Origin of the sequence: Aneurinibacillus aneurinilyticus ATCC 12856, from assembly GCF_000466385.1 — a bacterium.
Classification (GTDB): Bacteria; Bacillota; Bacilli; order Aneurinibacillales; family Aneurinibacillaceae; genus Aneurinibacillus; species Aneurinibacillus aneurinilyticus.
This window is the reverse complement of sequence record NZ_KE952882.1, coordinates 9,597-35,749: the sequence shown is the minus strand read 5'-3', so window position 1 is coordinate 35,749 and position 26,153 is coordinate 9,597. Positions and strand designations below refer to the sequence as shown.

25 protein-coding genes are annotated in these 26,153 nt (G+C 42.4%); 17 read left to right on the top strand and 8 right to left on the bottom strand.

Annotated features, from left to right (window positions below):
* The first annotated feature begins 39 nt into the window (after nt 1–39).
* Nucleotides 40–1,269 (top strand): CynX/NimT family MFS transporter, encoded by a 1,230-nt coding sequence (locus tag HMPREF0083_RS21205; RefSeq protein ID WP_040304268.1) that lies wholly within the window; start codon nt 40–42, stop codon nt 1,267–1,269.
* Between the two features lie 48 nt (nt 1,270–1,317).
* Nucleotides 1,318–1,764, top strand: coding sequence for a universal stress protein (locus HMPREF0083_RS21200; protein WP_021623839.1), 447 nt, complete (start codon nt 1,318–1,320; stop codon nt 1,762–1,764).
* An 80-nt stretch (nt 1,765–1,844) separates the two neighbouring features.
* Here the strand turns inward: HMPREF0083_RS21200 and HMPREF0083_RS29960 are convergent, their stop codons facing one another.
* Nucleotides 1,845–2,291 (bottom strand): AAA-type ATPase lid domain-containing protein, encoded by a 447-nt coding sequence (locus HMPREF0083_RS29960; RefSeq protein WP_327848877.1) that lies wholly within the window; start codon nt 2,289–2,291, stop codon nt 1,845–1,847.
* Nucleotides 2,246–3,214 carry a sigma 54-interacting transcriptional regulator gene (locus HMPREF0083_RS21195; protein WP_327848876.1) on the bottom strand — a complete coding sequence of 323 codons (969 nt, stop codon included), beginning with the start codon at nt 3,212–3,214 and terminating at the stop codon, nt 2,246–2,248. The genes HMPREF0083_RS29960 and HMPREF0083_RS21195 overlap by 46 nt, the downstream gene beginning before the upstream one ends.
* Nucleotides 3,215–3,522: 308 nt before the next feature.
* On the opposite strand from HMPREF0083_RS21195, the gene HMPREF0083_RS21190 reads away from it, so the two are divergent.
* The 6 genes from HMPREF0083_RS21190 to HMPREF0083_RS21165 all read left to right on the top strand — a co-directional run bounded on the left by HMPREF0083_RS21190 (nt 3,523) and on the right by HMPREF0083_RS21165 (nt 11,872).
* Nucleotides 3,523–4,611 carry an aromatic ring-hydroxylating oxygenase subunit alpha gene (locus HMPREF0083_RS21190; protein ID WP_040304267.1) on the top strand — a complete coding sequence of 363 codons (1,089 nt, stop codon included), beginning with the start codon at nt 3,523–3,525 and terminating at the stop codon, nt 4,609–4,611.
* A 42-nt stretch (nt 4,612–4,653) separates the two neighbouring features.
* Nucleotides 4,654–6,075, top strand: coding sequence for an aldehyde dehydrogenase family protein (locus tag HMPREF0083_RS21185; protein ID WP_021623835.1), 1,422 nt, complete (start codon nt 4,654–4,656; stop codon nt 6,073–6,075).
* 43 nt (nt 6,076–6,118) lie between these two features.
* Nucleotides 6,119–7,213 carry a tartrate dehydrogenase gene (locus tag HMPREF0083_RS21180; protein ID WP_021623834.1) on the top strand — a complete coding sequence of 365 codons (1,095 nt, stop codon included), beginning with the start codon at nt 6,119–6,121 and terminating at the stop codon, nt 7,211–7,213.
* Nucleotides 7,214–7,568: 355 nt separating this feature from the next.
* Entirely contained in the window at nt 7,569–9,092 is a 1,524-nt protein-coding gene (locus HMPREF0083_RS21175) for a glycine betaine uptake BCCT transporter (RefSeq protein WP_040304266.1), read from the top strand.
* A 299-nt stretch (nt 9,093–9,391) separates the two neighbouring features.
* Nucleotides 9,392–10,771 carry a copper amine oxidase N-terminal domain-containing protein gene (locus tag HMPREF0083_RS21170; RefSeq protein ID WP_021623832.1) on the top strand — a complete coding sequence of 460 codons (1,380 nt, stop codon included), beginning with the start codon at nt 9,392–9,394 and terminating at the stop codon, nt 10,769–10,771.
* A 315-nt stretch (nt 10,772–11,086) separates the two neighbouring features.
* Complete coding sequence (locus HMPREF0083_RS21165) at nt 11,087–11,872, top strand: ABC transporter ATP-binding protein (protein WP_021623831.1); 786 nt, start codon at nt 11,087–11,089, stop codon at nt 11,870–11,872.
* A 50-nt stretch (nt 11,873–11,922) separates the two neighbouring features.
* Here the strand turns inward: HMPREF0083_RS21165 and HMPREF0083_RS21160 are convergent, their stop codons facing one another.
* Entirely contained in the window at nt 11,923–12,969 is a 1,047-nt protein-coding gene (locus HMPREF0083_RS21160; RefSeq protein WP_040304265.1) for a copper amine oxidase N-terminal domain-containing protein, read from the bottom strand.
* A 351-nt stretch (nt 12,970–13,320) separates the two neighbouring features.
* Between HMPREF0083_RS21160 and HMPREF0083_RS28325 the strand changes: the two genes are divergently transcribed.
* The 3 genes from HMPREF0083_RS28325 to HMPREF0083_RS21150 all read left to right on the top strand — a co-directional run bounded on the left by HMPREF0083_RS28325 (nt 13,321) and on the right by HMPREF0083_RS21150 (nt 14,981).
* On the top strand, nt 13,321–13,485 hold the full coding sequence (locus HMPREF0083_RS28325; protein WP_021623829.1) for a hypothetical protein: 165 nt from the start codon (nt 13,321–13,323) through the stop codon (nt 13,483–13,485).
* A 156-nt stretch (nt 13,486–13,641) separates the two neighbouring features.
* The gene (gene thyA / locus HMPREF0083_RS21155) at nt 13,642–14,475 is read left to right on the top strand and encodes a thymidylate synthase (protein WP_021623828.1); all 834 of its coding nucleotides are present in this window, start codon (nt 13,642–13,644) and stop codon (nt 14,473–14,475) included.
* Complete coding sequence (locus HMPREF0083_RS21150; protein ID WP_021623827.1) at nt 14,475–14,981, top strand: dihydrofolate reductase; 507 nt, start codon at nt 14,475–14,477, stop codon at nt 14,979–14,981. Before thyA ends, HMPREF0083_RS21150 begins: the two co-directional genes overlap by 1 nt.
* A 58-nt stretch (nt 14,982–15,039) precedes the next feature.
* Here the strand turns inward: HMPREF0083_RS21150 and HMPREF0083_RS29845 are convergent, their stop codons facing one another.
* A complete protein-coding gene (locus HMPREF0083_RS29845) occupies nt 15,040–15,237 on the bottom strand; it encodes a helix-turn-helix domain-containing protein (RefSeq protein WP_262360696.1) in 198 nt (65 codons plus the stop codon).
* Nucleotides 15,238–15,366: 129 nt separating this feature from the next.
* On the bottom strand, nt 15,367–15,585 hold the full coding sequence (locus HMPREF0083_RS21145) for a methionine aminopeptidase (RefSeq protein WP_040304264.1): 219 nt from the start codon (nt 15,583–15,585) through the stop codon (nt 15,367–15,369).
* Between the two features lie 149 nt (nt 15,586–15,734).
* On the opposite strand from HMPREF0083_RS21145, the gene HMPREF0083_RS21140 reads away from it, so the two are divergent.
* From HMPREF0083_RS21140 to HMPREF0083_RS21130, 3 genes are all read left to right on the top strand, one after another.
* Nucleotides 15,735–16,178, top strand: a complete 444-nt coding sequence (locus HMPREF0083_RS21140; protein WP_021623824.1) for a MarR family winged helix-turn-helix transcriptional regulator — start codon at nt 15,735–15,737, stop codon at nt 16,176–16,178.
* A 3-nt stretch (nt 16,179–16,181) separates the two neighbouring features.
* A complete protein-coding gene (locus tag HMPREF0083_RS21135; protein ID WP_040304262.1) occupies nt 16,182–17,366 on the top strand; it encodes an MFS transporter in 1,185 nt (394 codons plus the stop codon).
* Between the two features lie 94 nt (nt 17,367–17,460).
* Nucleotides 17,461–17,907: a universal stress protein gene (locus HMPREF0083_RS21130; protein WP_021623822.1), complete on the top strand. Its 447-nt coding sequence runs from the start codon at nt 17,461–17,463 to the stop codon at nt 17,905–17,907.
* Between the two features lie 113 nt (nt 17,908–18,020).
* Here the strand turns inward: HMPREF0083_RS21130 and HMPREF0083_RS21125 are convergent, their stop codons facing one another.
* The 3 genes from HMPREF0083_RS21125 to HMPREF0083_RS21115 form a co-directional block, all read right to left on the bottom strand.
* The gene (locus HMPREF0083_RS21125) at nt 18,021–18,557 is read right to left on the bottom strand and encodes a hemerythrin domain-containing protein (protein ID WP_021623821.1); all 537 of its coding nucleotides are present in this window, start codon (nt 18,555–18,557) and stop codon (nt 18,021–18,023) included.
* Between the two features lie 347 nt (nt 18,558–18,904).
* The gene (locus HMPREF0083_RS21120; protein ID WP_040304260.1) at nt 18,905–20,236 is read right to left on the bottom strand and encodes an MFS transporter; all 1,332 of its coding nucleotides are present in this window, start codon (nt 20,234–20,236) and stop codon (nt 18,905–18,907) included.
* Nucleotides 20,223–22,739: a PEP/pyruvate-binding domain-containing protein gene (locus HMPREF0083_RS21115; RefSeq protein WP_021623818.1), complete on the bottom strand. Its 2,517-nt coding sequence runs from the start codon at nt 22,737–22,739 to the stop codon at nt 20,223–20,225. The genes HMPREF0083_RS21120 and HMPREF0083_RS21115 overlap by 14 nt, the downstream gene beginning before the upstream one ends.
* Before the next feature lie 740 nt (nt 22,740–23,479).
* Between HMPREF0083_RS21115 and HMPREF0083_RS21110 the strand changes: the two genes are divergently transcribed.
* From HMPREF0083_RS21110 to HMPREF0083_RS21100, 3 genes are all read left to right on the top strand, one after another.
* Nucleotides 23,480–24,850 (top strand): ammonium transporter, encoded by a 1,371-nt coding sequence (locus HMPREF0083_RS21110; protein ID WP_081696143.1) that lies wholly within the window; start codon nt 23,480–23,482, stop codon nt 24,848–24,850.
* A 253-nt stretch (nt 24,851–25,103) separates the two neighbouring features.
* A complete protein-coding gene (locus HMPREF0083_RS21105) occupies nt 25,104–25,502 on the top strand; it encodes a DoxX family protein (protein WP_021623813.1) in 399 nt (132 codons plus the stop codon).
* Between the two features lie 60 nt (nt 25,503–25,562).
* Nucleotides 25,563–25,970, top strand: coding sequence for a DoxX family protein (locus tag HMPREF0083_RS21100; protein ID WP_021623812.1), 408 nt, complete (start codon nt 25,563–25,565; stop codon nt 25,968–25,970).
* Nucleotides 25,971–26,153: the final 183 nt, after the last annotated feature.

Sequence of the window (26,153 nt, the reverse complement as noted above, 5' to 3'; positions counted from 1 at the left end):
TTCGCAAGAAAAACTTTAATTTATAGAGGGAGAAATAATATGATTTCAGAAACAAATATAGTCCACACACGCGATTATTCTCGTGCCGGGCTATGGTTGCTTATTTTAGGAATTGTACTTGTCGCATCTAATTTGCGGGCTCCGCTTACATCGGTTGGGCCGTTAATTGGAGTCATCCGTGATGATACGGGCATATCGAACGCGTTAGCGGGCATGCTGACCACCTTTCCATTGCTGGCTTTTGCGCTTCTTTCCCCGTTCGCACCTAAAATCGCCCGGAAATTCGGGATGGAAATGACATTGCTGGTGAGCCTGCTCGTTCTGACGGCTGGGATTCTTTTGCGTTCGGTGCCAGTAGTCGGAGCGCTATTTTGGGGAACGGCCTTGCTCGGAATGGCCATTGCAATGGGGAATGTACTGTTGCCCAGTATGATTAAGCAGGAGTTTCCGAAGAAAATGGGACTAATGACAGGCGTATATTCTGTTTCAATGAATTTATGGGCAGCTATTGCCTCAGGTATTAGCATCCCGCTTGCACAAGGAATTGGCTTTGGCTGGCGTGGCTCCCTTCTTTTTTGGGCGCTTCTTTCTGCGGTTTCTTTATTGGTTTGGCTACCTCAACTTCGTTATCGCCATCAACGTTCCGCTGCTGCGCAAGGAACAGTAGCGCCTGCCGCCAACTTATGGCGTTCCCGTATAGCCTGGCAAGTCACTATGTTTATGGGCTTACAATCATTATGCTTTTATGTAATTATTGCATGGCTTCCTGAAATTCTGCGCCAGCAAGGGGTTGGCTCTTCATCTGCGGGATGGATGCTTTCATTAATGCAGTTTGTTAGCCTCCCAGCTACATTCATTATGCCCATGCTTGCCAGTCGCAGTTCAAACCAGCGCATGCTTGTAGGCATTACTTCGGCTCTGTTGCTTACTGGTTACATAGGGCTTCTTGGTGGAAGTATACTGTTCATGCCATTATGGATTATATTAATTGGTATCGCGACCGGCTCCTGCTTTAGTCTGGCTGTAATGTTTTTTGCGCTGCGGACCCGCAGCGTGCATGAAGCAGCCGAACTGTCAGGTATGGCGCAATCGATTGGCTATTTGCTTGCTGCCGTAGGACCTACTCTTTTTGGTTTTATACACGATGCAACACATGGTTGGAATGTTCCTCTTATTATGCTTAGTATTGTGGCGGTTCTTCTATTTATTTTTGGATTCGGTGCCGGTAGCAGCAGATATGTACTTTCGGAAGAGAAGAATATAAGGTAAGATTTTAATTGTGAGAAACGTATTTATGTAAATAGAGGAGGAAGAAGGATGTTTAACAAAATTTTAGTAGCGATTGATGGTTCAGAGATGGGGAATAAAGCGCTGGAGGCGGCAATAAGCATTGCGCAGGAACAAAACGCCCGTATTAGCCTGTTGCATGTTGGGAAAGAGGCAATCACTTCTCCGTATATGATGGGGGGAATTCCATATATTCCCGAAGATTATATTGCTGAAATGGAAGAGTCGTTGAAAAAAGAGGGCGAGGCGTTGCTTAGTGAGGCAAAAGCCAAAGCAGCCGCAGCGAACGTACCAGCAGAAGCTTTCTATGCCAAAGGAGATCCGGCACGCCAAATTCTTGATCAGGCTGAGGAAGGCGGGTATCATTTAATCGTCATCGGCAGCCGGGGACTGAGCGGTTTTAAAGAGATGATGCTTGGCAGCGTTAGCCATAAAGTATCTCAGCTATCAAAATGCCCAGTTTTAATCGTGAAATAATAAATCATTCATATAAAAAAGCCTGACACAGGCTTCCGTGTAAAGGAAACCTCATGTCAGGCTTTTTTATATTTTTGATCTTATTCCTCTATATGGTGACAGTATTTTCGGATAAGCTTGGAAGCTCTTGTCTGGCTGAGGCGTAAATCATTGGCCACCTTTCTGGAACTGCCCCACTTTTTATATGAATTAACGATTAGCTCTCTTTCCAATTTTTCCACAGCTTCATCGAAAGAAGCGGGAAACGAGGAATGAGAATGGATTTTAGCTTGTTGATAAATCATTTCAGGTAGATCCTGTACCCCGATCACAGAATCAGTCGTAACGACCAGTCTCTCCATAATGTTCTCCAATTGCCGGATGTTGCCCGGCCAGGAGTAGCTAACCATAAGATCAAGGCATTCCTGAGAAATTAATCGATCAACTCCGTATTTGTGATTGAATTTATTCAGAAAATAATAGGTTAAAGGAACAATGTCCTCTATTCTTTCCCGGAGCGGCGGAATTTTGATTTCGATAACATGCAAACGATAGTATAAATCCTCCCGAAAGAGTTTTTTTCTACCATGTCGAGCAAATTGCGATTAGTAGCTGTAATAATGCGAATGTTTACTTTTTTCATTTCTCTGCCACCGACCGGAAGGAATTGTCGCTCTTGAATAACCTGTAGCAGCTTGGCCTGAATTTTCGGCGAGATTTCTCCAATTTCGTCAAGGAAGAGCGTACCGTTGTGCGCTGATTCTATCAGGCCGATTTTCCCTGCTTTGCTGGCCCCGGTAAAGGCCCCCTGAGAGTAGCCGAATAATTCCGATTCCAACAGTTCCTCAGGAATTGCGGCACAGTTAATTGCCAGAAAAGGCCCGGATTTTTGCTGGCTTAAACTGTGGATGTATTGTGCAAAAACTCCTTTACCTGTCCCGGATTCTCCTTGAATGAGAATGGTAGAATCAACAGATGCGATTTTTGTGCAAAACGCAAGGAGGTTTTTCATTTTTTCGCAATTGGTAATAATGGGACTTCCTGATGTATGCATGTCATTGTCATCTTTGTTTCTTTGTTCGTTTAGATATCTAATCTTTTTGTAATTTGGCTCGTGTCCGGTAATGACTACAAGTTCAATTTCCTGTGCCGAATTCAAAAGCGGGATCGCTGTCGTAATAAGCTCTCCGCCATAGTGCGTTGTTTGCTTGATTGTAACCGCTTTTTTCTCTTCAAAAACAAGCGGAACGATAGATGGAGTCCAATATCCTTGATTAAAAAATTCTTCATTCGCTTTTCCGATTACTTCAGAGCGTTTTAGTCCGTAATGGTTTTCGAATACTTTGTTGCAGAAGACAATGCACCGATTCTCGTCAAGAACATAAATCTCATTTGAAGCGTTGTCCAAGATTTTTTCCAGCATATCTATTCGCATTTCAATCGTGTTATGATGATTTGTTTCTTCTTTCATAAGGCAGCCCCCCATAAGAACACCGAATCGAAAACAACTCGAAAAGAATTAAAAATAACTCAAATTAATTAATATTAAGAATATTATTACTGTGAAAAATCGTTTAAATCAAGGAAAAAATGTTGGCACACCGCTTGCAAATATAAAATGGCGTACTCTTCAATCATGATTTATTCAGTCTTAAATCGTATGGTATATACGCTAAAAGGAGATGAGTGAGCCAAGAATGTAAGCGATTTCTTATATTAAATGCATCGAGTTACTTCCAGTTCAATCTTACAAAAAGGCGATAAATGAAAGGGGAATGTATGATGGCAAACCAAGTACAAGCAAATAACACTTCTGTAATGATAAAAACGATTCCATACCGTTTATATACGGAGCCACAGGTTTTAAAAGAAGAACAGGAGAAAATCTTTGCTCGTTCCTGGCAGTTCGTAGGGCATAGTAGTCAAGTGCAGAAGCAGGGAGATTATTTCACTTGTGAAGTAGCCGGGGAGCCAATTCTTGTCGTGCGGGGGAAAGACGATCAAGTTCGTGCCTTTTATAATGTGTGTCCGCACCGTGCAACCAAACTAGAAAAAACCGACGAAGGAAATAAAAAAATTCTGCAATGCGGTTATCATGGATGGACCTTCAACTTGGACGGTTCTTTATATAAAGCACCTAATTTCAAGAATGCTGACCCGTTTTGTGAAGGGGACGCCTGCCTTCGGACTATACGCCTGGAGATGGAAGCTTCCATGATTTTTGTGAATCTGGATGATGATGCTTTACCGTTGGCTGAAAGCTACGGCGATTTCTTTGCATCTCTTAAGGATGTTGAATTTCTAGGTGAGTTGAAAAAGGTATGGGAGAAAAAACGTGTCATCAAAGCAAACTGGAAGGCGTTTATCGATAATTATTTGGAGTGTGATCATTGCCCGATTGCCCATCCGTCATTTGTTTCTACTTTGGATATGAGTCAATATTCCATTGTTGCATGCGAGAATTACTCTGTGCAAGGCACAATCGTTAAGCCGGATAAGCAATATGGAAGCGTGGAACTTAATAAAGCGGAATTTCAGGGCGGACGTTTTTATTGGCTATGGCCAAACATGATGGTGACGATTTATCCAGGGTCCGGAAATATGACAGTCATCCAGATGGTGCCGATTGATCATGAGACTACGCTAGGTGTGTATCATGTTTTCTTCCGCGATAAGAATCTGACACAAGAAGAAAAAGATTTATTGGCATTTATGGAACAGGTTCGGGATGAGGACGTAGAGCTGGTGGAATTAGAGCAGATTGGGTTTCGTTCCCGCGCGTTTAAGGAAGGAAGGTTTTCTCCAACTGAACATGGAGTACGCCAATTCCACGATATGATTCGGGAAGCACTGGATATAAAAGCTTAAAAAGAACATATGACCGAAAGCATGAAGGGGAGTGATGTATAAATGAAAAAGCATTTATTTATTAATGGAGAATGGGTAGAAGCGAAGCAATACAGCCCGCTTTATTCGCCTTATTCTGAGGAGGTCATTGCCGAAGTTCCGGCAGCAACAGAAGAGGAAACAGAACAAGCCATCGCTTCGGCATATCAGGCCAGAGAGGTTATGGCGAAGATGCCTGCTCACCAACGAGCGAACATTCTGAATGAACTGGCCCGTCTGCTTGCGGATCGGGCGGAGGAAGCGGCTCGCATTATCGCTTTGGAAGCAGCAAAGCCGATTGCGATGGCTCGTGCGGAGGTGGCCCGCTCTGTTGAAACATATAAATTCGCGGCCGAAGAAGCCAAACGAATTCATGGGGAGACGATACCGCTTGATGCAGCACCTGGAGGAGAAGGCAGAGTTGCCTATACCGTTCGTGAGCCACTAGGCGTAATCGGGGCCATTACACCGTTTAACTTCCCGTTGAATCTTGTAGCTCATAAGGTGGGACCGGCCATTGCTGCGGGAAATACAGTTGTTCTTAAACCTGCGACACAGACTCCGCTAACGGCTTTTTTTCTCGCCGAATTGTTGCAGGAAGCCGGATTGCCTGCTGGAGCGTTAAATGTAGTTACGGGCAGTGGCCGGGTAGTCGGAGAGAAGATTGTAGACGATGACCGGGTGAGCGTCATTACGTTTACCGGAAGCCCTGCTGTTGGTATTGGTATTCGCAATAAAGCAGGATTAAAGCGAACAACGTTGGAGTTAGGTTCAAACGCGGCGGTGATTATCGATAAAGGGATAAATGTTGACAAAATCATTTCGCGGTGTGTAGCAGGTGCTTTTTCCAATCAGGGCCAGGTCTGTATTTCTTTGCAGCGGGTATATGCTCATGATACGATTTATGATGAATTTGTAGAAAAATTCGTGGTGGAAACCGAAAAGCTGAAAATCGGGGACCCGCTGAAATCTGACACGTTTGTTTCTGCGTTGATTTCACCTCAGGATGTACAAAGGGCACTGCAATGGATTGAAGAAGCGCGACAGGCCGGAGCGAGAATCGTTACAGGCGGAAAAGCAGAAGGGAACGTCCTTTATCCGACGGTTGTTTTAGAAGGTGATGCAAGCCTGAAGGTATCGTGCCAGGAAGTGTTCGCTCCGATTGTCGTAGTCAACCGGATCGCTTCCGTTCAAGAAGGTATTGATTCGGTGAATGATTCCCAGTATGGTCTACAGGCGGGAATCTATACCGATAATGTACATACCGCTTTGGATGCAGCCGATAAATTGCATGTCGGTGGAGTAATGATTAATGATATTCCGACCTTCCGGGTGGATCACATGCCTTATGGAGGTGTAAAGGAAAGCGGAACAGGACGTGAGGGAATTAAATATGCGATAGAAGAAATGACGGAGCTGAAGCTAGTCATCTGGAATCGAAACTAGTATCAGCAGTATTCCTTTCTGTCGGAACAAAGGAGAAGAACATATGAACAAAGCATTGAAGATTGCCGTCATTCCTGGTGATGGCATCGGCCCGGAAGTTATCGATGAAGGGGTCAAAGTCCTTAAAAAGATGACGGAGGGGAGCGATTTTTACTTTGAATTTACATACTTCCCATGGGGGTGCGAGTATTACGCAAAGAACGGGAAAATGATGGCTGACGACGGTATTGAACAGCTAAAAGCGTTTGATGCAATTTATTTGGGAGCTGTAGGCTATCCTGGAGTACCCGATCATATTTCGCTTTGGGATTTATTGTTAAAAATTCGAAAAGAGTTCGATCAATATGTCAATATTCGCCCGATTACTTTGCTGCAGGGCGCGCCTTGTCCTTTACAGGAAGCCAAAAGAGATAATATCGACATGCTGTTCATCCGGGAGAATAGCGAAGGAGAATATGCCGGTGCCGGTGATTGGCTGTTTAGAGGAAAGCCAGAAGAAGTAGTTTTACAGACGGGGGTCTTCTCGCGCAAGGGAACGGAGCGAATTATCCGCTATGCTTTTGAAACCGCCAGGAAACTGAATAAATCACTGACCAGCATCAGCAAAGGAAATGCGCTAAACTACTCGATGGTATTCTGGGATCAGGTTTTTGAAGAAGTGAGCCGGGAGTACCCGGATGTGCAAACCTATTCGTATTTGGTAGATGCGGCCAGCATGTTTATGATTATGCAGCCGGAGCGCTTTGAAGTTGTCGTCACTTCCAATTTATTTGGAGATATTCTGACTGATTTAGGTGCCGCTCTTGCAGGTGGACTCGGTCTGGCTGCAGGGGCCAACATCAATCCAGAGAGAACATATCCTTCCATGTTTGAGCCGATTCACGGCTCTGCTCCGGATATCGCCGGAAAGGGATTGGCAAACCCGCTTGCGGCGATGTGGTCAGCCAGCCAGATGCTTGACTTTTTTGGATATGAACAGCGAGGCCGCATGGTATTGGATGCGATTGAACAACTGCTGACGGAAAAAGACACGCTAACTCCAGATATGGGAGGGTCCGCTTCTACATCGGAAGTCGGAGATCGGATGCTTCAGCTTTTAACTGATATGTTACATCAAGCAAGTATTTCAGATAATTGATAAAGGGGAGTCACAGGAGGTGTTGCTTTGTATACACCTCCCTCTTTATCCGGTTTTCGTATAAATGCAAGGAACAGACGAGTTGAAATCACTTCGTTGAGTTGAAAAAAACTCAATATTCACTCTCTTTGTGCGGGGTTTTGTCAGGTATATTGCAGAAAAACAAGCTAGTTGGGATTTGGCTTCTTTTTTGCACATTTATTATGTTGTATTAACATTATTGGGATAGTGGTGAGAGTGATTAACTGAATGTGACGACAGGTCAGGAAACATGGGGGGATGAACAAGGTAGGATATTAGAAAACATGTTTTTGTAAACGCTTTTACTTGAAAAATAAATAAAGGAGTGAATCGATTGGCGAACAAGAAAGCGGTATTTTATATATCATTATGCGTTAGCCTTGTTTTTATTGTCTTTGGAGTATTTATGCCGGAGAAGCTGGGTGCTTTTTCTAGTTCTTTTTTAAGTCTTACGTATGATAACTTCGGGTGGCTGTATCTTACTTCTGTTTTTGTGTTTTTCCTCTTCTGTACGTATCTTGCGTTCTCTAAATTTGGAAAAATCAGACTTGGAGACGATACCGACCGCCCTGAATATAAAACAGCATCATGGCTGGCGATGCTTTTCAGTGCCGCTATTGGTATTAGTCTTATGTTCTGGGGAGTCGCCGAGCCTGTCTACTATTATGTAACACCTCCGTTAGGTAAAGGTGGGACACCTGAGGCGGCAGGACAGGCCATACAGTATGTATATTTTCACTGGGGTGTTTCCGGTTGGGCCTGTTATGCGCTAGTTGGTGTTTGTTTAGCTTATTTTCAATTTCGTAAAAAGCAACCCGCTTTGATGAGCTCCGCTTTTTATCCTGTTCTAGGAGAGAAAGTAAAAGGGCCTATTGGAAAAACGATTGACATTCTAGCTGTACTGGCTACCGTATTTGGCGTAACGACATCGTTGGGGCTTGGAACGATGCAGATTTCCAATGGTTTGCATTACCTTTGGGGTGTTCCTGATACGCAGACGGTACAGTTTATTATTATCATGGTCGTTACGGTTCTGTATTTGACGTCTGCAATTTCCGGATTGGATAAAGGAATTAAAATCTTGTCCAATACGAATATGCTGCTCGCTTTTACGATTATGGGATTAATCCTTGTATTCGGTCCGACAAAAGAAATCTTTAAAATCTTTTTCAATGGTGTAGGAAGCTATGTACAGAACTTCATCGGCATGACCTTCCGCCTGGAGCCTTTCCGCCAGGATACGTGGATTGCGAATTGGACCTTGTTCTATTGGGGCTGGTGGATTGCGTGGTCCCCGCTGGTAGGAAGCTTTATTGCCAGGATTTCTAAGGGCAGAACGATTAAAGAGTTTATGATAGGCGTGCTATTCGTACTGGTAGTTGGCTCTTTCTTCTGGTTTGCCGTCTTTGGCGGCTCGGCTCTCCACTTTGTTCACAATTTAGGGAATACAGCGTTTGCCGACGCCGTAACCCAGGATGTTACGTCCGCCTTGTTCAAATTTTTTGAGTTCTTCCCATTCAGCTCTGTACTTAGTGTATTAGCGGTTGCATTGATAGGAATATTCTTTATTACGTCGGCTGATTCTGCGATTTTTGTGTTGGGAATGCTTAGCGAGGATGGAAATCAGAATCCGGCTAATCGGACGAAGATTATATGGGGACTTATTATCGCTGTTGTTGCGATGATTTTATTAGCAAGCGGCGGATTGAAAGGACTGCAATCGGTCTCCGTTGCTGCGGCGCTGCCATTCTCGTTCGTTATGCTGTATATGTGCTACTCCATGTATAAAGGATTGCATAGCGAATCAATGGCCATAGCGCAAAATGAAGAAGAGAAAAAAGTGAAGAAGGGAGCATAAACGGAAGTTTCGCTTTATAGTATACACAAGCCTGTGATCGATTAATTATCGGTTACAGGCTCATTTCGTGTGTGAAGGAATTGTTTTCTCACAAGGAAGAGACACGGCCGCTTTGGAGCATACTGGATAATCAACACCTTTGATAATTAGCTTTAAGATGTTGACAAGAGAGGTCGATTGTCCTACTATGTAAATGATTATCATTATCAATCATTAGGTTAGATACTTCATTAGGAGTATTTTTCTTTTTTGTTTTAATTGATAATGAATTTCATTATTGTGTTGGAAGGAGAATATTGATGAACCACATAGTAAAAAAAAGCACAATGGCCTTGCTGGCAGCGTCGCTTTTCATCGCACCACACACCGTTACGTATGCCCAATCGAGTAGCCCTGAGGAAGTGGTACGTATTTGGGAGGGAGCATACGGATTATCCGTATCGGTCGATAAGGTCCATACGATTTTAGCCGGAAAAAAGGATGCGAACTTTGTGACTACCGTAGATATTGAAGAGCTTGTGCCCGGTACGTTCTTGCCTGGAAGAGAAATTACTTTCTCATTGCCAAAAGGAATTAAATCAGAAAGCAAAATTAATGTTTCCCATAATAGCGACTTGAAAATTGAGACGACAACAGGCAAAATTACGATTACTGTGCCCCATGATCGGCAGGAACAAAAATATCGCTTGCAGGCGACGATGCGTTTAACGGCAAGAGTGGACAAGAAAGGGGAGATGAAAGCATCAATTAAAGGGGATGGAATTACCGCCCATGATATTTTAATTGCCAAAGTCGATCCGACAAGCCGTATTGAAGCGGCAGCAAAGCCGGAATCTGTATCATTGTTGCTTGGCAAGCAGCAGCAGGCAGCTCCCGATCTTCTGTTTACCGAGGAGATCAAAGGCGCTTTTCGAAAGGAAGGGAATGCGGATATTTCATTCTATCTTCCACATGAAGGAATGTACTTCAGCGCACCGCCTACAGTTGATGTCATACAAGGTGATCTTGAAATTGACCCGTATTCGGTTCAAGTATTGGATAATCGAACCGGTGAACATGAGAATGTCATAACTTTCAAAATAAAAAAAGAGAGCACAAAGCCCTCTGTCATTCGAGTATCCAATATAAAAATTACTACGAATCGGATGATAGCGGACGGAATATACAACCTTACCGTTCTGGGAGATGCTCTATCTCATATATCCCTTTTGGATGATTCGAAAAGTAAACAGTTTCCACGTGTAAGTCAATTCCCGTACGTTTATGTTAATTATCAAAACAAAAGTGAGATGAAAAGAAGCGAGATTTCATTGATGCCCGGCAGCCTGAATTATTACGAAGGAAAAACAGAGAAAAAAATGTCCGCTCCTTCATACATAAAACAAAATCGGATATACGTCCCGGTAGATTTCTTTATTGATACGCTAGGGCTGCATGAAAGCCATGTTTTGTGGAGCGAGTCTGATCGCGTGCTTACGCTTTTGAAAAATTCGACCATTATACAGTTGCAGATGGACAATAATATGGCAAGGCTAAACCGAGTAGATATTCCACTTTCTGCCGGTATAGAGAAACGAGACGGAAAAATTATGGTTCCACTGACGGATATGGCAGCTTTAGTAGGAATGAAAACAAAATGGGATGCTGCAACAGGAAGGATAATACTTAATCATTCCTAATGAGATAATTTTATGTAGTAAGAAATATAGGAACATATATGCACTTATTAATTGATAATAATTATCTTTTTTAATATATATGAAGTTAAAAAATTAAAAGCTTATGAGTCAGGTAATATATATTTGCTCGAATACACTACACAGTTGCTTGGAACATACCCGCCTGGCACGGAAACAGGGGGCTATGGGATTGTGTAAGTGTGGTATATTGACAAAGCTGATTTTTGCTATTATTATTTAATGAAAATGAAAATCATTATCTGTATTTATATATTAAATGAAAGGCAGCAGCACAATATGTGAAGGAGTGTCTTTATGAGCCATTTATATACGGAGAGCTTGTCGCTTGCTTATGTGGATCGGTTGATTGTTGAGGAGCTAAACCTGAAAATTCCAGAGGGAAAGGTTACGGCTCTTGTCGGCGCAAATGGGTCGGGTAAGTCAACGATTCTCAAGGCCATGGCCCGTATCCTGCAGCCGAAGACCGGAACCGTTTATTTAGACGGAAAGGCCATTCACAAACAGGCGACGAAAAAAGTGGCACAGCAACTCGCTATTCTTCCGCAAAATCCAGAAGCCCCAGCCGGATTAACAGTGACAGAGCTGGTCTCATATGGACGCTTTCCACACCAAAAAGGATTTAATACAGTAAAAGAAGAAGATCGCAGAATGATTAGCTGGGCTATAACGGTAACCGGTATGAATGATTTTGCTGAACGGGCAGTAGACAATTTGTCCGGAGGGCAGCGACAGCGCGCCTGGATTGCCATGGCCTTGGCACAGGGGACAAGCATTCTTCTGCTAGATGAGCCAACCACATTTCTGGACATGGCCCATCAGCTGGAGGTGCTGAAATTGCTCAAAAAGCTAAATGAAGAGGAATCCCGCACCATCATTATGGTTGTGCATGATCTCAACCATGCGTCTCGCTTTGCCGATCATGTGGTAGCGATTAAGAAAGGGAAAGTAATAGAAGAGGGGGCACCTGATGAAGTAATGACCCATGAAGTGCTGTCCAAAGTGTTTGGGATTGAGGCGGATATTATTTCTGACCCTCGAACCGGTGTTCCGATTTGTATTCCGTACGAATTATCCAGATAATGAAAAAACGCCGCAAAGACATACATCTTTGCGGCGTTTGTATTGAATGGTTATTTTGTCTCAAGAATAACTGTATTGGCGTTGCTTATAGGAGGCAGGCTCATCGTCATGATAGGTCCATAATAGGCGGTTACTTTGTCACCTTTCTTTACCTGCTCCTTGGTTATGGTTTTACCGTCTACTGACAGCACAGTTGTTTCTTCATTGAATCCTAATACGACATCGTTTTCTATCTTGTTATCGGAATCTCCGTCCACATGTACAAGCGTATTATCTTTGTCTTCACGGATTTCTGTAACCGTTCCGGTTACTTTGCCCAGTTGCTGAAAAACAACAATACGTTCGGCATGCCCTTGCGGTGGCAGGCTTTTTGTCAGTTTCGGGCTGTAGAAGGCTTGCACTTTCATATTGTTCTTTATATCTTTTGCTGTTAGCGGTTTTGACGTAACCCCATCGATAATCTCCGTTTTGTCATCGATATTCAAGGCGATTGAGCTATGTCCGTTTGGTGTAATTGCTTTCCCCATAACATACAGCAATTTATTACTTGACTCAAGGTCTTTTACTTCTGTAATGACGCCGTCTGTTTGCAGCATATTTTGCACGGCATCCTTAGATGCAGAAATCGTAATGACACCTGTTTCATCTACCTTTGTCCTCATCTTTAACACTTTTTCCGCGAAGCTTAGCGGGACATATGTTCTTCCATCTTTCAATTCCGGAGCTTTTCCGAGTTGTACCAGCATACGGGCTACATTATAGCGATCCTCCCCGATTGTAAGGGAGAACCATTGGGCTGCCTGCTGCAATTCAACGGTTTTCTTTTCTTGATTCCATGTTACTTTGTAGTCAAGTGCTTCCGTCAGGGAACGAAGAGGTATCATAAGCTCGTTCTCCGAGCTATAAACGGATCGATCCTGTAATGGCTTGCCGTTTACCACGAGTATGTAATTCATTTTGTTAAACGAATCCTGCGGTGTGCTCGCGATAGGGACAGGGATAGGGTGTGCCTCCGGCTTGTCTGCTTGGGCAGCAACTGCTCCCATACTTCCCAGCAGCAAACAGCTTGTCACGCACATTCCAATCATTTTTTTCATAACATCATCCTCCATCTCCTGGTGTGTTTTTCGTTCAATAATACAGACGGGGACAAAGAGAAAAAGTGTGCAATATAAACAAAAAAAGCTACAATATCAACTTAGTGCCATATTAATATTATGTATGTTTATCTTTATAAAGCATCGCCTAATAAGCATAATTGAGTAAATAGGCGGTTTTTCCTAGGAAAAAATTTTCTTATATTTAATTTTTATACATTGTAAAATTAAAGCTAGACACTATATATAAGTTGCTAATAAGTTTTCGGGTAGGCAACTCAATTTGGGGGAATGGAAGTGGAGAGAATCAAAGAATATAGAAACTGTAAGAATTGTTGGTGGGCGAAGGATATGGAATGTACAAGAAAGCTATGCTGTTTTAATAATCGATGGATAAATGATCCTACTTATTTATGCTACGGGTGGCGACCGATAAACACCGAAGAAAAGCATGCGTATCTTGATAAGTATGGATATGAGCATAAGCGGGTTGGAATTATTCCGACATTGCAATAAAATTTCAAGCAGCAAATGAATCCTTTCATGTATACAGTAGAGAAAAATAAGATTACTGTAGGCTTGAAGGGATTTTTTATTGTATGGTGAATACTGTGATAGACGGGTAAGAATGCAGGAAGGTAGTATACAAGGAACAGGAGTGAGAAAAACAGTATGGGTATGGCAGACATCATATATAAAAATTTAGTCAGCGATATACTAGAAAATGGGGACTGGGACAAGGATCAGCAAGTACGGACGAGATGGGAGGACGGTACGCCAGCTTATACGAAAAGCGTCATCTCAAAGCAGATTACATTCGACAATTCCGAGGTGCCTATCCTAACGACGAAAAGGGTAGCCTGGAAATCTGCTATTCACGAACTTCTCTGGTTTTACGTTAAACGTACAAGCGATTGTACATATCTTGACGAAAACAATGTCACCATATGGAAAGAATGGACAAGCGCCAACAATAACATTGGCAAAGCATACGGTTATCAGCTCGGCAAGCCTATTATGCTGAAAGGCAAAATAACGAATCAGGTTCATCACTTGCTCGAAGAATTGATAGCCAATCCTGCATCCAGAAGGCATGTTATCTCTTTATGGAATATTGACGATCTTGATCAGATGGCATTGTATCCCTGCGTTTGGAACAACCAATGGCTTGTTAAGCAGGGAAAACTTCATCTTATCGTTCAGATCCGGTCTAATGATTTAGCTTTGGGAAATCCGTTTAATGTATTCCAATATTACGTACTTCAAAGAATGGTGTCCCAGGTTACCGGGTATGAGCTAGGTACGTTAACTTTCAATATTAATGACTTACATATTTACGAGCGACATATTGAGCCTCTGCAAGAGCAAATCCAGCGTGAAGCATATGCTGCGCCTGAGCTGCGGATAAATCCGGATGTTAAAAATTTTGATGATTTTACGATTGACGATTTTGAGTTAGTCAATTATCAATATCATCCTGCAATTAAAATGGAGGTTGCCATTTGATGCTATCAATGATTGTAGCTATGGATGCAGAAAGAGGAATAGGCAAAGAGAATAAGCTGCTATGGCATATCTCTGAGGATCTGCAATATTTTAAAAAGCTTACAAGCGATCGGATCGTAATTATGGGAAGAAAAACCTTTGAATCGATTGGGAAGCCGCTTCCTAGAAGAACGAATGTCATCCTGACCAGGGATATGTCCTATAAAGCAGAAGGTTGCCTTGTTTATCACTCCGTTGATGATATCCTCTCACAATATATAAAGAAAGAGGAAGAAGTTTTTATTATCGGTGGAGAAGAAATCTATCGTTTATTTTTGCCTCATGCAGATAGGCTATATATCACGCAGGTAGATGGAACATTTCACGCAGATACATTCTTTCCAGCCGTATCAAATACGGAATGGGAGCTAACGTCCCGACAAAAGGGCACACAGGATACACCGTGCACGTACTATTTTGAGATATACGATAGAAAAGCGTCAAAATCTTCAAGAATGCACAGGTAATTTTTTAATAATAAAGGAAAACAAAAGGGGGCATTGCGCCCTCTTTTGTTTTGTTAGTCTATATGAAGTCATCTGGGATAGCTAGCTTTTTCAATTTGCGATACAAGGTACTGCGTCCGATACCGAGGGTCAGGGAGGCTTGTGAAATGTTTCCTCCGGTTTTTTCGAGAGCTTCCATAATGATATGATTTTCTGATTGCTTAAGTAGACCGTTAGTTGTATTGTGGCAGGCACGTGCAAATCGGGCTGACGACAAAGGATGAGGGCGGTCTGTTAATGAAGCAGTTTCTCGATCGCCTCAAGTTTCGTTTTGAGGCGCAGGTACATCCTGCGCCTTTTGGGATTTTTTCATATAATAGCACCGCCTCAGCTGATAAAAGTACAATCAAGTATACCGTTCGTTACCTTGGGCCCAATCCGAAAACAGACCGCTGCCGTTGCAGCCGGGACAATCATAGTTGTTCATATAATAAAATTCGGGCAGCATGACCGGGTTAAATCCTCTTCCACGACAGTCCGGACATTTACCTTGCTCCTTCATCTCTGCTATTTTTTTCTCATACCTTGCTGTTTTCCATTCAGATATTGCATTAAAGAAACCCACTTCATCCACCTCAAATTTCTGTTTTACCTTATCATGTGGAAAAAATGGAGATTTTATCCCTGACTATATTGACTTTTGTATAAATTGTTGCATTTATTTCATGGTATAGTTATAATTGCTATAGCAATTATTTGAGAGGAGAGAACTGATTGAAGCTTGAGGATTCCTTAGGATTTGTGTTAAATAATGCAGGGCGGAGAGTAGGTCAGCTTTTGTCGATCCGTTTTGAATCGTACGGCATTACAAGGGAACAATGGATTGTATTGAATAGGCTGGCTGAGCGGGACGCTATAAGCCAGAAAGATTTGGCAAAGCGGGTAGAAAAGGATCAGACGAACGTAACGAGAATTGTTGACCAGCTAGAGCGGAAGAGGTTGGTTGAGAGAAGGCCGAACGTGGAAGATAGACGATCCTTTTTAGTATGTATAACGGATGAAGGACGGACAGTAAACGATAAACTAATCCCAATTGAGGCCGAAGTAATTATGAATGTTTTAGAGAACATATCCGAAGAAAAAATAGCGGAATTTAGAGAGGTACTTAGACAAATAACAGAAAATGCAAACATGCGCATCAAGGAAATGGAGAGATAACGTTTGAAAAATGAGAGATTATGGAACCGGGATTTTGTTGCTGTTTGTATCAGCAGCTTTTTTTTATTTATGACATTTTATTCGTTGGCTGTTACACTTCCCGTATATGTTAAGGATACGCTCCAGGGAAGCACCCAGCAGATTGGGCTTGTCATGACATACTTTATTATTGCAGCCGTTATTTTTCGCCCTTTAGCCGGGAAATGGATCGATGAACTGAATCGGAGAAAAGTCATATTTATATCACTTGCTTTATTTATGATTTGCAGCTTTATATATGTAGGAATAAATAGTCTATCTGCTTTGTTTGTCCTGCGTTTTCTGCATGGTATCGGATTCGGAATTGCCACAACGGCAACTGGTGCAGTTGTTATTGATATTATACCGGACCAGCGAAAAGGGGAAGGGATCGGCTACTTTAGCTTGTTTATGAGTCTGGCGATGGTCATCGGACCTTTTGTGGGACTTACAATTATGACGCATTATAGCATTTACGTACTGTTTGTCGTATGTATTGTTTTTGCCGTGTTATCCTTTGTAATCGGGATGAGTGCTCGCATTCCCGAGCGTGCTCCACGAGAGAAAGCGAAACAGTCCTGGCATTGGAAAAGTCTTATTGAACCAAAGTCGATTCCCATTTCTTTATCGGGAAGCGTTCTGGCGTTTTCTTACGGAGCCCTTACAACATTCATTTCCATTTATGCGAGAGAACTCGGTATCGAACAGGCTGCCAGCTATTTCTTTGTCGTATTTGCTGCAATGATTGTATTATCGCGTCCTTTCACAGGGAAGCTGTTCGATCGGATGGGGGAACACATTCTTGTCTATCCGGGTATTACATTGTTTACGATAGGCATGCTTGGATTAAGCCAATCACACACTACTTTCATATTTTTATTGATGGGAGCACTAATCGGGCTCGGATACGGAGCCCTTCTGCCAAGCTTTCAAACGATCGCTATTAAAGCTGCACCAAGCCATCGGAGAGGGCTTGCGACTGCTACCTATTTTGTATTCTTTGATTCAGGGTACGGAATTGGCTCATATGTTCTTGGTATTATCGCAGAAAAAACGAACTACCATACGATGTATTTCGTTGCCGGTATTGTCGTTGCCTGTACCACATTGCTGTATTATGGGCTTCATCATCGGAAAATGAGAACAGTAGCTAAGAAGGTGTATTCCTAATGTAAACTGTGCCAAGATTGTCACAGCATTTTTACGCAGATAGGCTACAATAGGGATGAGAACAGCTTTTCCATAACATAAGGGGGAGACAGGGATGTTCAAAAAAATACTTGTAGCCGTTGATGGATCAGAAATCAGCAAAAAAGTAATAGAAACGGCAGCTGTTGTGGGGAAAGAGAATGAAGCCGAAGTCATTCTTTTACATGTGGGGGAAGAAATTAATTTATATTTGTATCCGTACGCCAGGGGCCAGCTTCTTTCGGCACAATATAACCAAGAGTATAATGAAACCGTCCAAAAGCAGGCCAAGGAATTGCTTCAGATAGCCAAAGAAAAAATCCAAGCGAACGGTATTCATGCAATCGATGTGTATGCATGTGGAAATCCTGCACAAAAAATCATTGAGTATACAAAAGAAAATCCGATAGACCTTGTCATTATCGGAAACCGCGGGCTTGGTCCTTTCAAAGAGATGATGCTAGGAAGCGTCAGCCACAAGGTTTCGCAATTGGCAAACTGCCCCGTCTTAATTGTGAAGTAGAACGTCTTATAAATAAGCCAGGCAAGGATTCTTTACTCCTTGTCTGGCTTATTTTATAGAATAAAGCTTGATTAACAATTTCATTTTCTTGTAGAGGCGGTGTGTATAAATGATTAACGATGCATACAAAATAACTGTTGTTTTTGTTCGGGTGTGAGTGAATTCTCAGCAAACGGAAACAGTACGGTTTCTTCTTTTGTAAAATGAAGCAGAAGGATCTGGCAGGCATCCATTAGATGGATGGCCGCTTTTTTTGCGTTTTCTAATGGAGAGGAGACAAATTGTTCAAATGTGGAAAGCAGTTTTTTCGCTTCTTCATGTTCAAGTTCCATTACATTGACAGGTCCAAAATCCGAACCCATTTTTTGTTTTAGCATGGCAAACAAGCCCTTTTCCTCTTTTTCAGAATGCAATTCGAGCTTTAGTCTGAATGCTTGTTCCTTCATGAAGAGGGCGAGGAGCATTCGCAGTATTTCCGGGTCATGTCCGGGAACGTCGTTGTGAAAGAGCTGTCCGGCATCATCGATAAGTTCGCGCATGTTCTGGCGAAGCGGTTCGTGTTCATCAAGCAGCTGTTGGATGGCAGGACAGTAGGAAGTAGGCCTGGCCGCTGCTTGGGAGCAGGAAAAAGCCTGGGTTTCAGAAAACATCACGCATTCCTCCTTACAGTATTTGTATGGGTTGTACCTTTACTATATGAATGTTTGTTGCTGGAGGATGTGATTATCATCACAGGTAGAGAAAAGGAAAAGTAGTAAAATACTACGTATTAATCTATATACATCTGATTTAATACATCGACAAATTCTTGTGGTGAGAGGGAAGAAAAGAAGGAAGGGCGGTGGGCGAGAGCGGTCGGAAAAAGACATGCTGGCCTTTCTTCTGCCGGGGCGCAGGGCGTCTCCATCCTCTTCTTTCTCCATCCCTCCTCCTTCCAACCACGCTACCCTGTCAAAATATTAAGTGTAATTTATATAGATACAGAGCAGGAAAGATATTATCTTGTGTTCGACACTGGTGTTACTGACGCTCTTCGCCCGATCCCCTGTGCCGTGATAATGCCCAGAACACTTGCTAAAAGCAATGCCATAAATAAAATATGTGAATTGAGGACAAGCCCTACCAACGTAGAGGCGACCATACTTCCAAAATAGCGGAATGTGGAAAAAATTCCGGATGCGATGCCCGCCATACTTTTATCGACCGATTCAAGGGACGATGTCTGCATGCCTGGTGTTCCAATACCAATGGCTAATCCGCCCCAGAGAAGCGTAAGAACAAGATAGCTGATCGAGCGTACGTCGCTTAGGAAGAAAAATAAAAGATTGGCTCCTGTCATGCAAGCAAAGGAGAGGCTAATGATTTTGCGGCTCCCGAATTTACTGGTTATATGTCCGCCTATCCATCCCGCTACTGACATCGAGATGGAAAAGCATGATAAAACTAGCCCGCTTTGTGATGTAGACAATTGAAACTGAGAGGTCATTAGTAAAGGCATCATTAGCAATATGGCATACATCGTAAAATTGCTGAGCAGGATGGATAGATTAGCACTCGTAAAGGTTCGATTATGAAATAAGCCAAAATGGATTAACGGCGCAGGAGCACGCTTCTCTCTACGAACGAATAAATAGCTAAAGGTAAGAAGACAAGCTCCCATCATAAAGTAGGTGATAGGTCGGTGCGGATGCGTAAGTAAAATAAAAAGAGTAAAGCTGATCGCTAAATAAATAGCTCCCGGAATATCAAGGGGTACTGGATTTGTAGTATCAACGTTCGGAATGATAAAAATAGCGCTAAGAAAAGCGAACAGCAAAAATGGGACATTAACCCAAAATATGGATTGCCAGCCAAATGAGTCGATCAGGACTGAACCGATTAACGGACCGAGCGCTGCCCCTAATCCCATTCCCATGCCCAACAGACCGAGCACTTTGGCGAGACGCCCCTTTTCTACTGTATGCCGTACAATTGCCATGGAATTAGGTGTAAGCAAAGCTCCACCTATCGCTTGCAAAGACCGAAAGACAATAAGTAAGAGCACATTTGGTGAGAATGCACAGCCAACAGAAGCAAGTAGAAATAAGGAGATGCCCCAGATGTACATTCGGCGATTACCATAGATGTCGCCAAGTTTTCCCGCAATTGGCTGTGTGACAGCCATGACGATTAAATAAATGGTGACAATCCAGGAGATGCTTGCGATGCTTTCGTTAAAAAAATCCGAAATCGACGACAGCCCTACCGCAATCATCGTGGAGTTAATGGGAACAAGGATCGTTCCCATTAACAAAGAAAGAATAAGGATGTATTCTTTATTCCGACTCAACGATTTTCACCGTCCCGTCCGTTCCATTCACCATGACGATATCACCGTCTTGTAATGTTGTAGTCGCTATCTTTGTTCCGACTACCGCTGGAATTCTATATTCTCTTGCAATGATTCCGGAGTGGGACAGGATGCCTCCCGAATCAGTAATCACCGCGCCGGCAGATGAGAATAATATTGTCCAGGCAGGCGTAGTAGTCCGGCATACAAGAACGTCCCCTTTCTGCAATTTGGAAAAGTCTTCTTGTCGATGAATAACCTTAACAGTGCCTGTATATGTTCCTTTTGCGGCGGCAAAGCCTCTAAAGGTGGTTCTCTCTGTATCTGTAACTTCTGTTTCCATACTTCCGAACATGCCTTTTATTATTGGGTTCTCCATGTATTCTTTTGGAATCTTTCCATAATGGGAAGGAACCGTTTTGTTGCGGCTTTCATCATACTCTCGTTTTCGTTCTTCGATTATGCCGAGAAGAGGAATCGGATGTTGTAGTGCCTTCAGTACTTCATCATAATATAAATAAAAAATATCTTCTGCATCTTTCAGTACGGCCTGCCGGACCAGTAATGTCCCGACATGAAGCAGAAACAGCCTCGTTTTTGCGGTGAGCATTGCATCAATGTAAAAATGATGATCATCACGAACGCAGGCCCCCTCCAATGCATACTCATATAACTTCATGAATTGGCGCTTTGCTTTACTATCGTCAAGTCCATGAATAAAAGATTCATAGCTCTGCTGTCTTTGGGCTGCTTTTTGTTGAAACTCTTCTTCAAAATCGTATCCTGATTCAATCAATACTTGAATATGAGCTAGAACGAGAGCTGGATTTTCAATCCAGGTCGTACCTATGAATTCATGTACATCCGCTTTGCGGTATCCATATATCGACAGCATATCATGTAAAGATTGCAGGAATTGACGACCTTCCGTGCTACAAGCGAGCTCTTCTTCTAAATGCTTTGCTTTATACCTAGCAAAAGCGGCGGATAATATTGAACTGTTCTTTACTGTTTTGGCTAATTTCCATAGCTCTCTGTCTGTCTCCAATGTTTTGTTCATGACCCCGACCAATTGTTCGTGAATGAAAAGGGGATCGCTTTTTCCAATGAGTTGCTCATAAATATTCCCCAATAGAGCATTGAGCATCTCCGCCGGTATGACAATCTGAAAATGAATTTCCCAAGCTTTCTTGTAAAAGGCGAGCAGCTGTTTCAATTTGTTTTCTGCTTCTTTTGGTGACAATTCGTTTTTCCTGGCTTCATCAAATATAGCGTAGTTGGGCAGTAGGATTTTTTCCACAGCCTGATACAAGTTTTGTTTTAGATGTGGAAATAAGAGAGCCATTTTCTCCTGTTGTCTTTTTGCACGTTCCGCCATATTTTCCGTATGAACAGTCATTGTTTGATAAAAGTAATAATCCTCGCATTTTAATTCGATATCGGAAGCGAAAAAGGCGAATTCGTTGACAGCTTTGTTCATTCCATAATTAAAGGCGGGGATCATAAAAGAAGCGAATAAAGGTGTTTTGGCTCCAGGAAAATGACTGTCATCATGAATCCAGAACGGCCTTCTTTGTTTATCAGCTTCCGTTAGTATGATAGATTGTTGAAATTTTGAGAGAATCGTTGTCACAGGCCTAACCTGTAACAGGTAGATTTGCCCCTGCTCGATACCGAATTCTATATCTACGGGAGTGTCATACAGCTTTTCGACGGTGCTGGACATATCAGCCAGATGGTGGATTTGAGGTTCGCTCAGGCAGAGGCTTTTTTGTTCTTCTACGGATGTTTCCAGTGTTTGTACGCCGGTTTGGCTGGCGATGATTTTTACTTCCTTTGCCCCTGCTTCTTTTTGAATGCCTCGGGTGGTTTTATCTACGATAAACAGGTCGGGAGTGACGATGCCGGATACGATAGCTTCTCCCAGTCCATAGCTTGCATTAATGACAACCTGCTCTGGATTATGTGTAATCGGATTCGCGCTGAATAATACGCCTGAGACGTCAGAGTGAATGAGCCCCTGAACGATAACTCCCATTGAAAGTTCGGTGACAGGCAGATTCATTTCACTCATATATTGCATCACATGTGGAGTAAACATAGAGGCCCAGCAAGCCCGTACCTTATCCTCAAGGTCCTGGGACGTTGTTATATTCAGAAATGTGTCATACTGCCCGGCAAAAGAAGCTCCCGACAAGTCTTCCGCAGCAGATGAGGAGCGTACGGCAACAGAATGATAGGTTGACAACAGCTCTTCGAACTTCTGGTACAAGATGTTTTGAATATCCTTCGGAATTTCCATAGTAGGGAGGATTTGTGCAAATTTCTGTATATGTGACATGTTCAGCTGATTGTATTCTAGACAACGCAAGAAAGCCTCCATCGTAACGACAAATCCATTCGGAACAGGCAACTGATGGTTTAATAAAATGGATAAGTTCTTTGCTTTTGAGCCGATAGATTTTTCGTGATTTTGTGCTTCTGTAAAGGACAAGATATACATATCGTTTCTCCGCTCCTTTTATTAATATGGGTACGCATGAACAACGTTTTGTAAAAATTTACACAATGTTTACCTTTTTTTCGAACGATCTTAAAAAAAGCATCCGATAATAAAAGAAGGAACATGAATGCTTAAAGGAGGCACCATAATGAAAGAAGAACACGTTGTGTTCCTGTATGTGCGTGGGAAAAAAATAAAATTGACGATGAAACAATATAACTTGCTTACACAAACTCAACCCGTTAATCAGGGTAATAAAATATGATGTTATGTAGCGTATAAAAGTCCGGAAGGCGGTTGTAAATGACCGATATATCCGGGCTTTTTCTCATGAAAGGTCGTATCCATCTTATCTTTATATTTCTGCTGTATGATTTATGTCAAAACTTCTTTTGTGAAATGTTTATCTATTGTTTTATGTAAGGGGGCGAATAAAAAAGTATATAGTATCAGCGTAACGAACGTCAGTTCATATGTCAAAACGTTCCATATAAAGAGGAAAATATGCCCAAAACACAGGTTGAAAGAAGGAATGTAAGACAGGGAGTTCCATTAATAAAATGGATACTAACTCCTGTTTTTTTTTGCCCAAAATACCTGCCTACGAAATGAATGTATAATCGGTATCAAGAAAAAACATGTTAAATAACCTGACATAAACCCCGAAATTGAACAATAAAACGAGTACACTATAAACACATAACAACAGCGTTATGATTATTGTTCAAAGGGGTGGAAAGATGAAGAGATGGGGGTTGCTGGTTCTTATCGTATTATGCCTCATACCGCAAAGTGTATGGGCGGCGGAGAGTGTTGAGCAGGTTGCCAAATCAACAGATTATTTATGGATTATCATCTCGGCGATTTTGGTTATTTTCATGCAGCCCGGATTCGCTTTGCTTGAGGCTGGGTCTACCCGAATGAAAAATGCCGGGCATGTAGCTGGGAAAACAATTTTAGCCTTTGGACTATGTTCTCTTGTCTTTTGGGCAGTTGGATTTGGTGTTACATTCGGTGAGGGCAATGCGTTTGCGGGTCTTTCCGGATTTCTGCTAAACGGGATAAATGAAGTAGGTGGCGTCCCGGTTGAACTTTTCTTCCTATTCCAGCTCGCGTTTGCAGGTGTATCCTTGGCAGTTGCTTTCGGAGGATTTGCCGAACGTGCAAAGCTATCGGTATATTTAATCTTTAGTATTTTATTTATAGCACTTATTTATCCAGTTATCGGCCATTGGATTTGGGGCGGAGGATGGCTTGCAGAACACGGAAAGCAGGATTTCGCAGGTTCTACGGTGGTGCATTTGACGGGTGCTACGGCGGCTTTTATCGCAACGATGATGTTAAAGCCGCGGCTGGGCAAGTTTAATGCTAATGGGAAGCCCAATCTCATACCTGGTCATAACCAGGTATATACTGTGCTTGGCGTATTTGTTCTATGGGTCGGCTGGTTTGGATTCAATGCCGGAAGCACATTAACTGTAGGGACCGGTTTATTCAGCCACGTTGCGATTACAACACAGTTGGCTACGGCAGCTGCCGCGGTATTCGCACTTCTCGCTTCCTGGATTTATAGCGGCAAGGCGGACATTACCTCTATGTTGAATGGTACGCTCGCTGGCTTGGTTGCGATTACTGCTTCCTGCGCATTTGTCGAGATATGGGCTGCCGTATTGATTGGAGCAATTGCTGGCGTGCTTACGTACTTTACGGCTATTTACCTTGAACGCAAAGGCATTGATGATCCGATTTATGCTGCCTCCGTACATGGAGTGGCCGGCGTTTGGGGAACGTTGGCTAACGGATTTTTTGCTTCTCCCCGCCTGGTGGAAACAGTGGGTGTTGGCAGGGAAGGTTTGATATATGGAGGCGGTTTTCATCAGTTAGGTGTTCAGGCGATAGGGGTCTTGGCTTGTTTTGTTTATGTGGCTGTTGCTACGTATATTGTGATCGCCAGCTTGAAGGCGACTATCGGTATACGAGTATCAGAAGAAGAAGAGATTCTTGGTTTAGATATTAGCGAACACGGAGTGTATGGGTATCCTGAGCACCTTCAAGAATCTTTTTTAGACCCATTCCACGTACCGTCTTCTCAATTGAAAAACAGCGTATAGTTACAGATAGCTTATCAAGCCCGGTCAATGACCGGGCTTTTGCTGTGTTGTTCACTACGATTTTACGCATGCTAAGTAATATAACACCCTTGATAATACAAATGTAATTTTATATGCAGATTATATAGAGATATTAATTACTTTTTATATCTTAATAATTTTATAGATAGTTACTTGACAAAAGTAAGTTATAAAGTTTATTATTCTTACATAAAGTTAGTTATAGACAAAAAGTTGATAAGGAGGGAACAAAATGAGTGTAGGACTTTTGATAATCCATTTAGTGATTGGTCTGACTTTTGTGGGGCATGGTGCACAAAAATTGTTTGGTTGGTTTGGTGGTCATGGGTTAAAAGGAACTGCAGGTTGGTTGGAATCCATTGGCGTAAAACCGGGTGTATTGATGGCCTTTCTGGCCGGCGCAGGCGAATTGGTAGGTGGCCTTCTATTTGCAGCCGGATTCTTGACGCCGGTTGGGGCTTTGCTTATCGTTGTTACCATGCTTGTAGCCATTTTTACTGTTCACGGAAAAAACGGCTACTGGGCAACAGAAAGCGGATTTGAATACAATGCGATTCTGATTGCGGTAGCGATTGGTGTAGCTTTAATTGGACCTGGTTCATACGCGCTTGATGCGATTGTGTTTGGTTGATGAGCAAACACACGACTGAAAATAACGTACTCATAAAGCAGATAAGGGAGATAGTAAAGAATGACGAAGCAGTCTGAGATAGGAATATTGATTTTACGACTTGTAATAGGGATTACTTTTTTGATTCATGGTTTGGACAAATTTCAAAGTGGAATAGGCAATATAGCAGGATGGTTTGAAAGCATCGGACTTCCAGGATTTCTGGCTTACATTGTAGCGACAATCGAAACCGTAGGTGGCATTGCAGTGATTTTGGGCCTTGGCACTCGTATCGTATCATTTTTATTTATACTTGTTTTGGCAGGAGCTATTATTACAGTGAAAAGCGCTGTTGGATTCACAGGCAATGGTCAAATGGCTGGATATGAGCTTGATCTGGCATTGTTGGCAATAGCTGTTCATCTCGCTATCAATGGAAGTAGCTTGTATTCTGTAGACGCTTTGTTGCGGAAAAAAGACAGCATATGAGCGTAATCAGCTTTATTACATTAATATAAATGGAAAAAAGCAAGCCGATCTTATGTTGGCTTGCTTTTTTGTGTTAGCATATATATCTTTTTCCATTTTTGAATTTTCCTATATAGAAGGGATAGACGTAACAGTAAACTTATATACATCTGGTTTGATAAATCGATAAACTTTTGTGGTAGG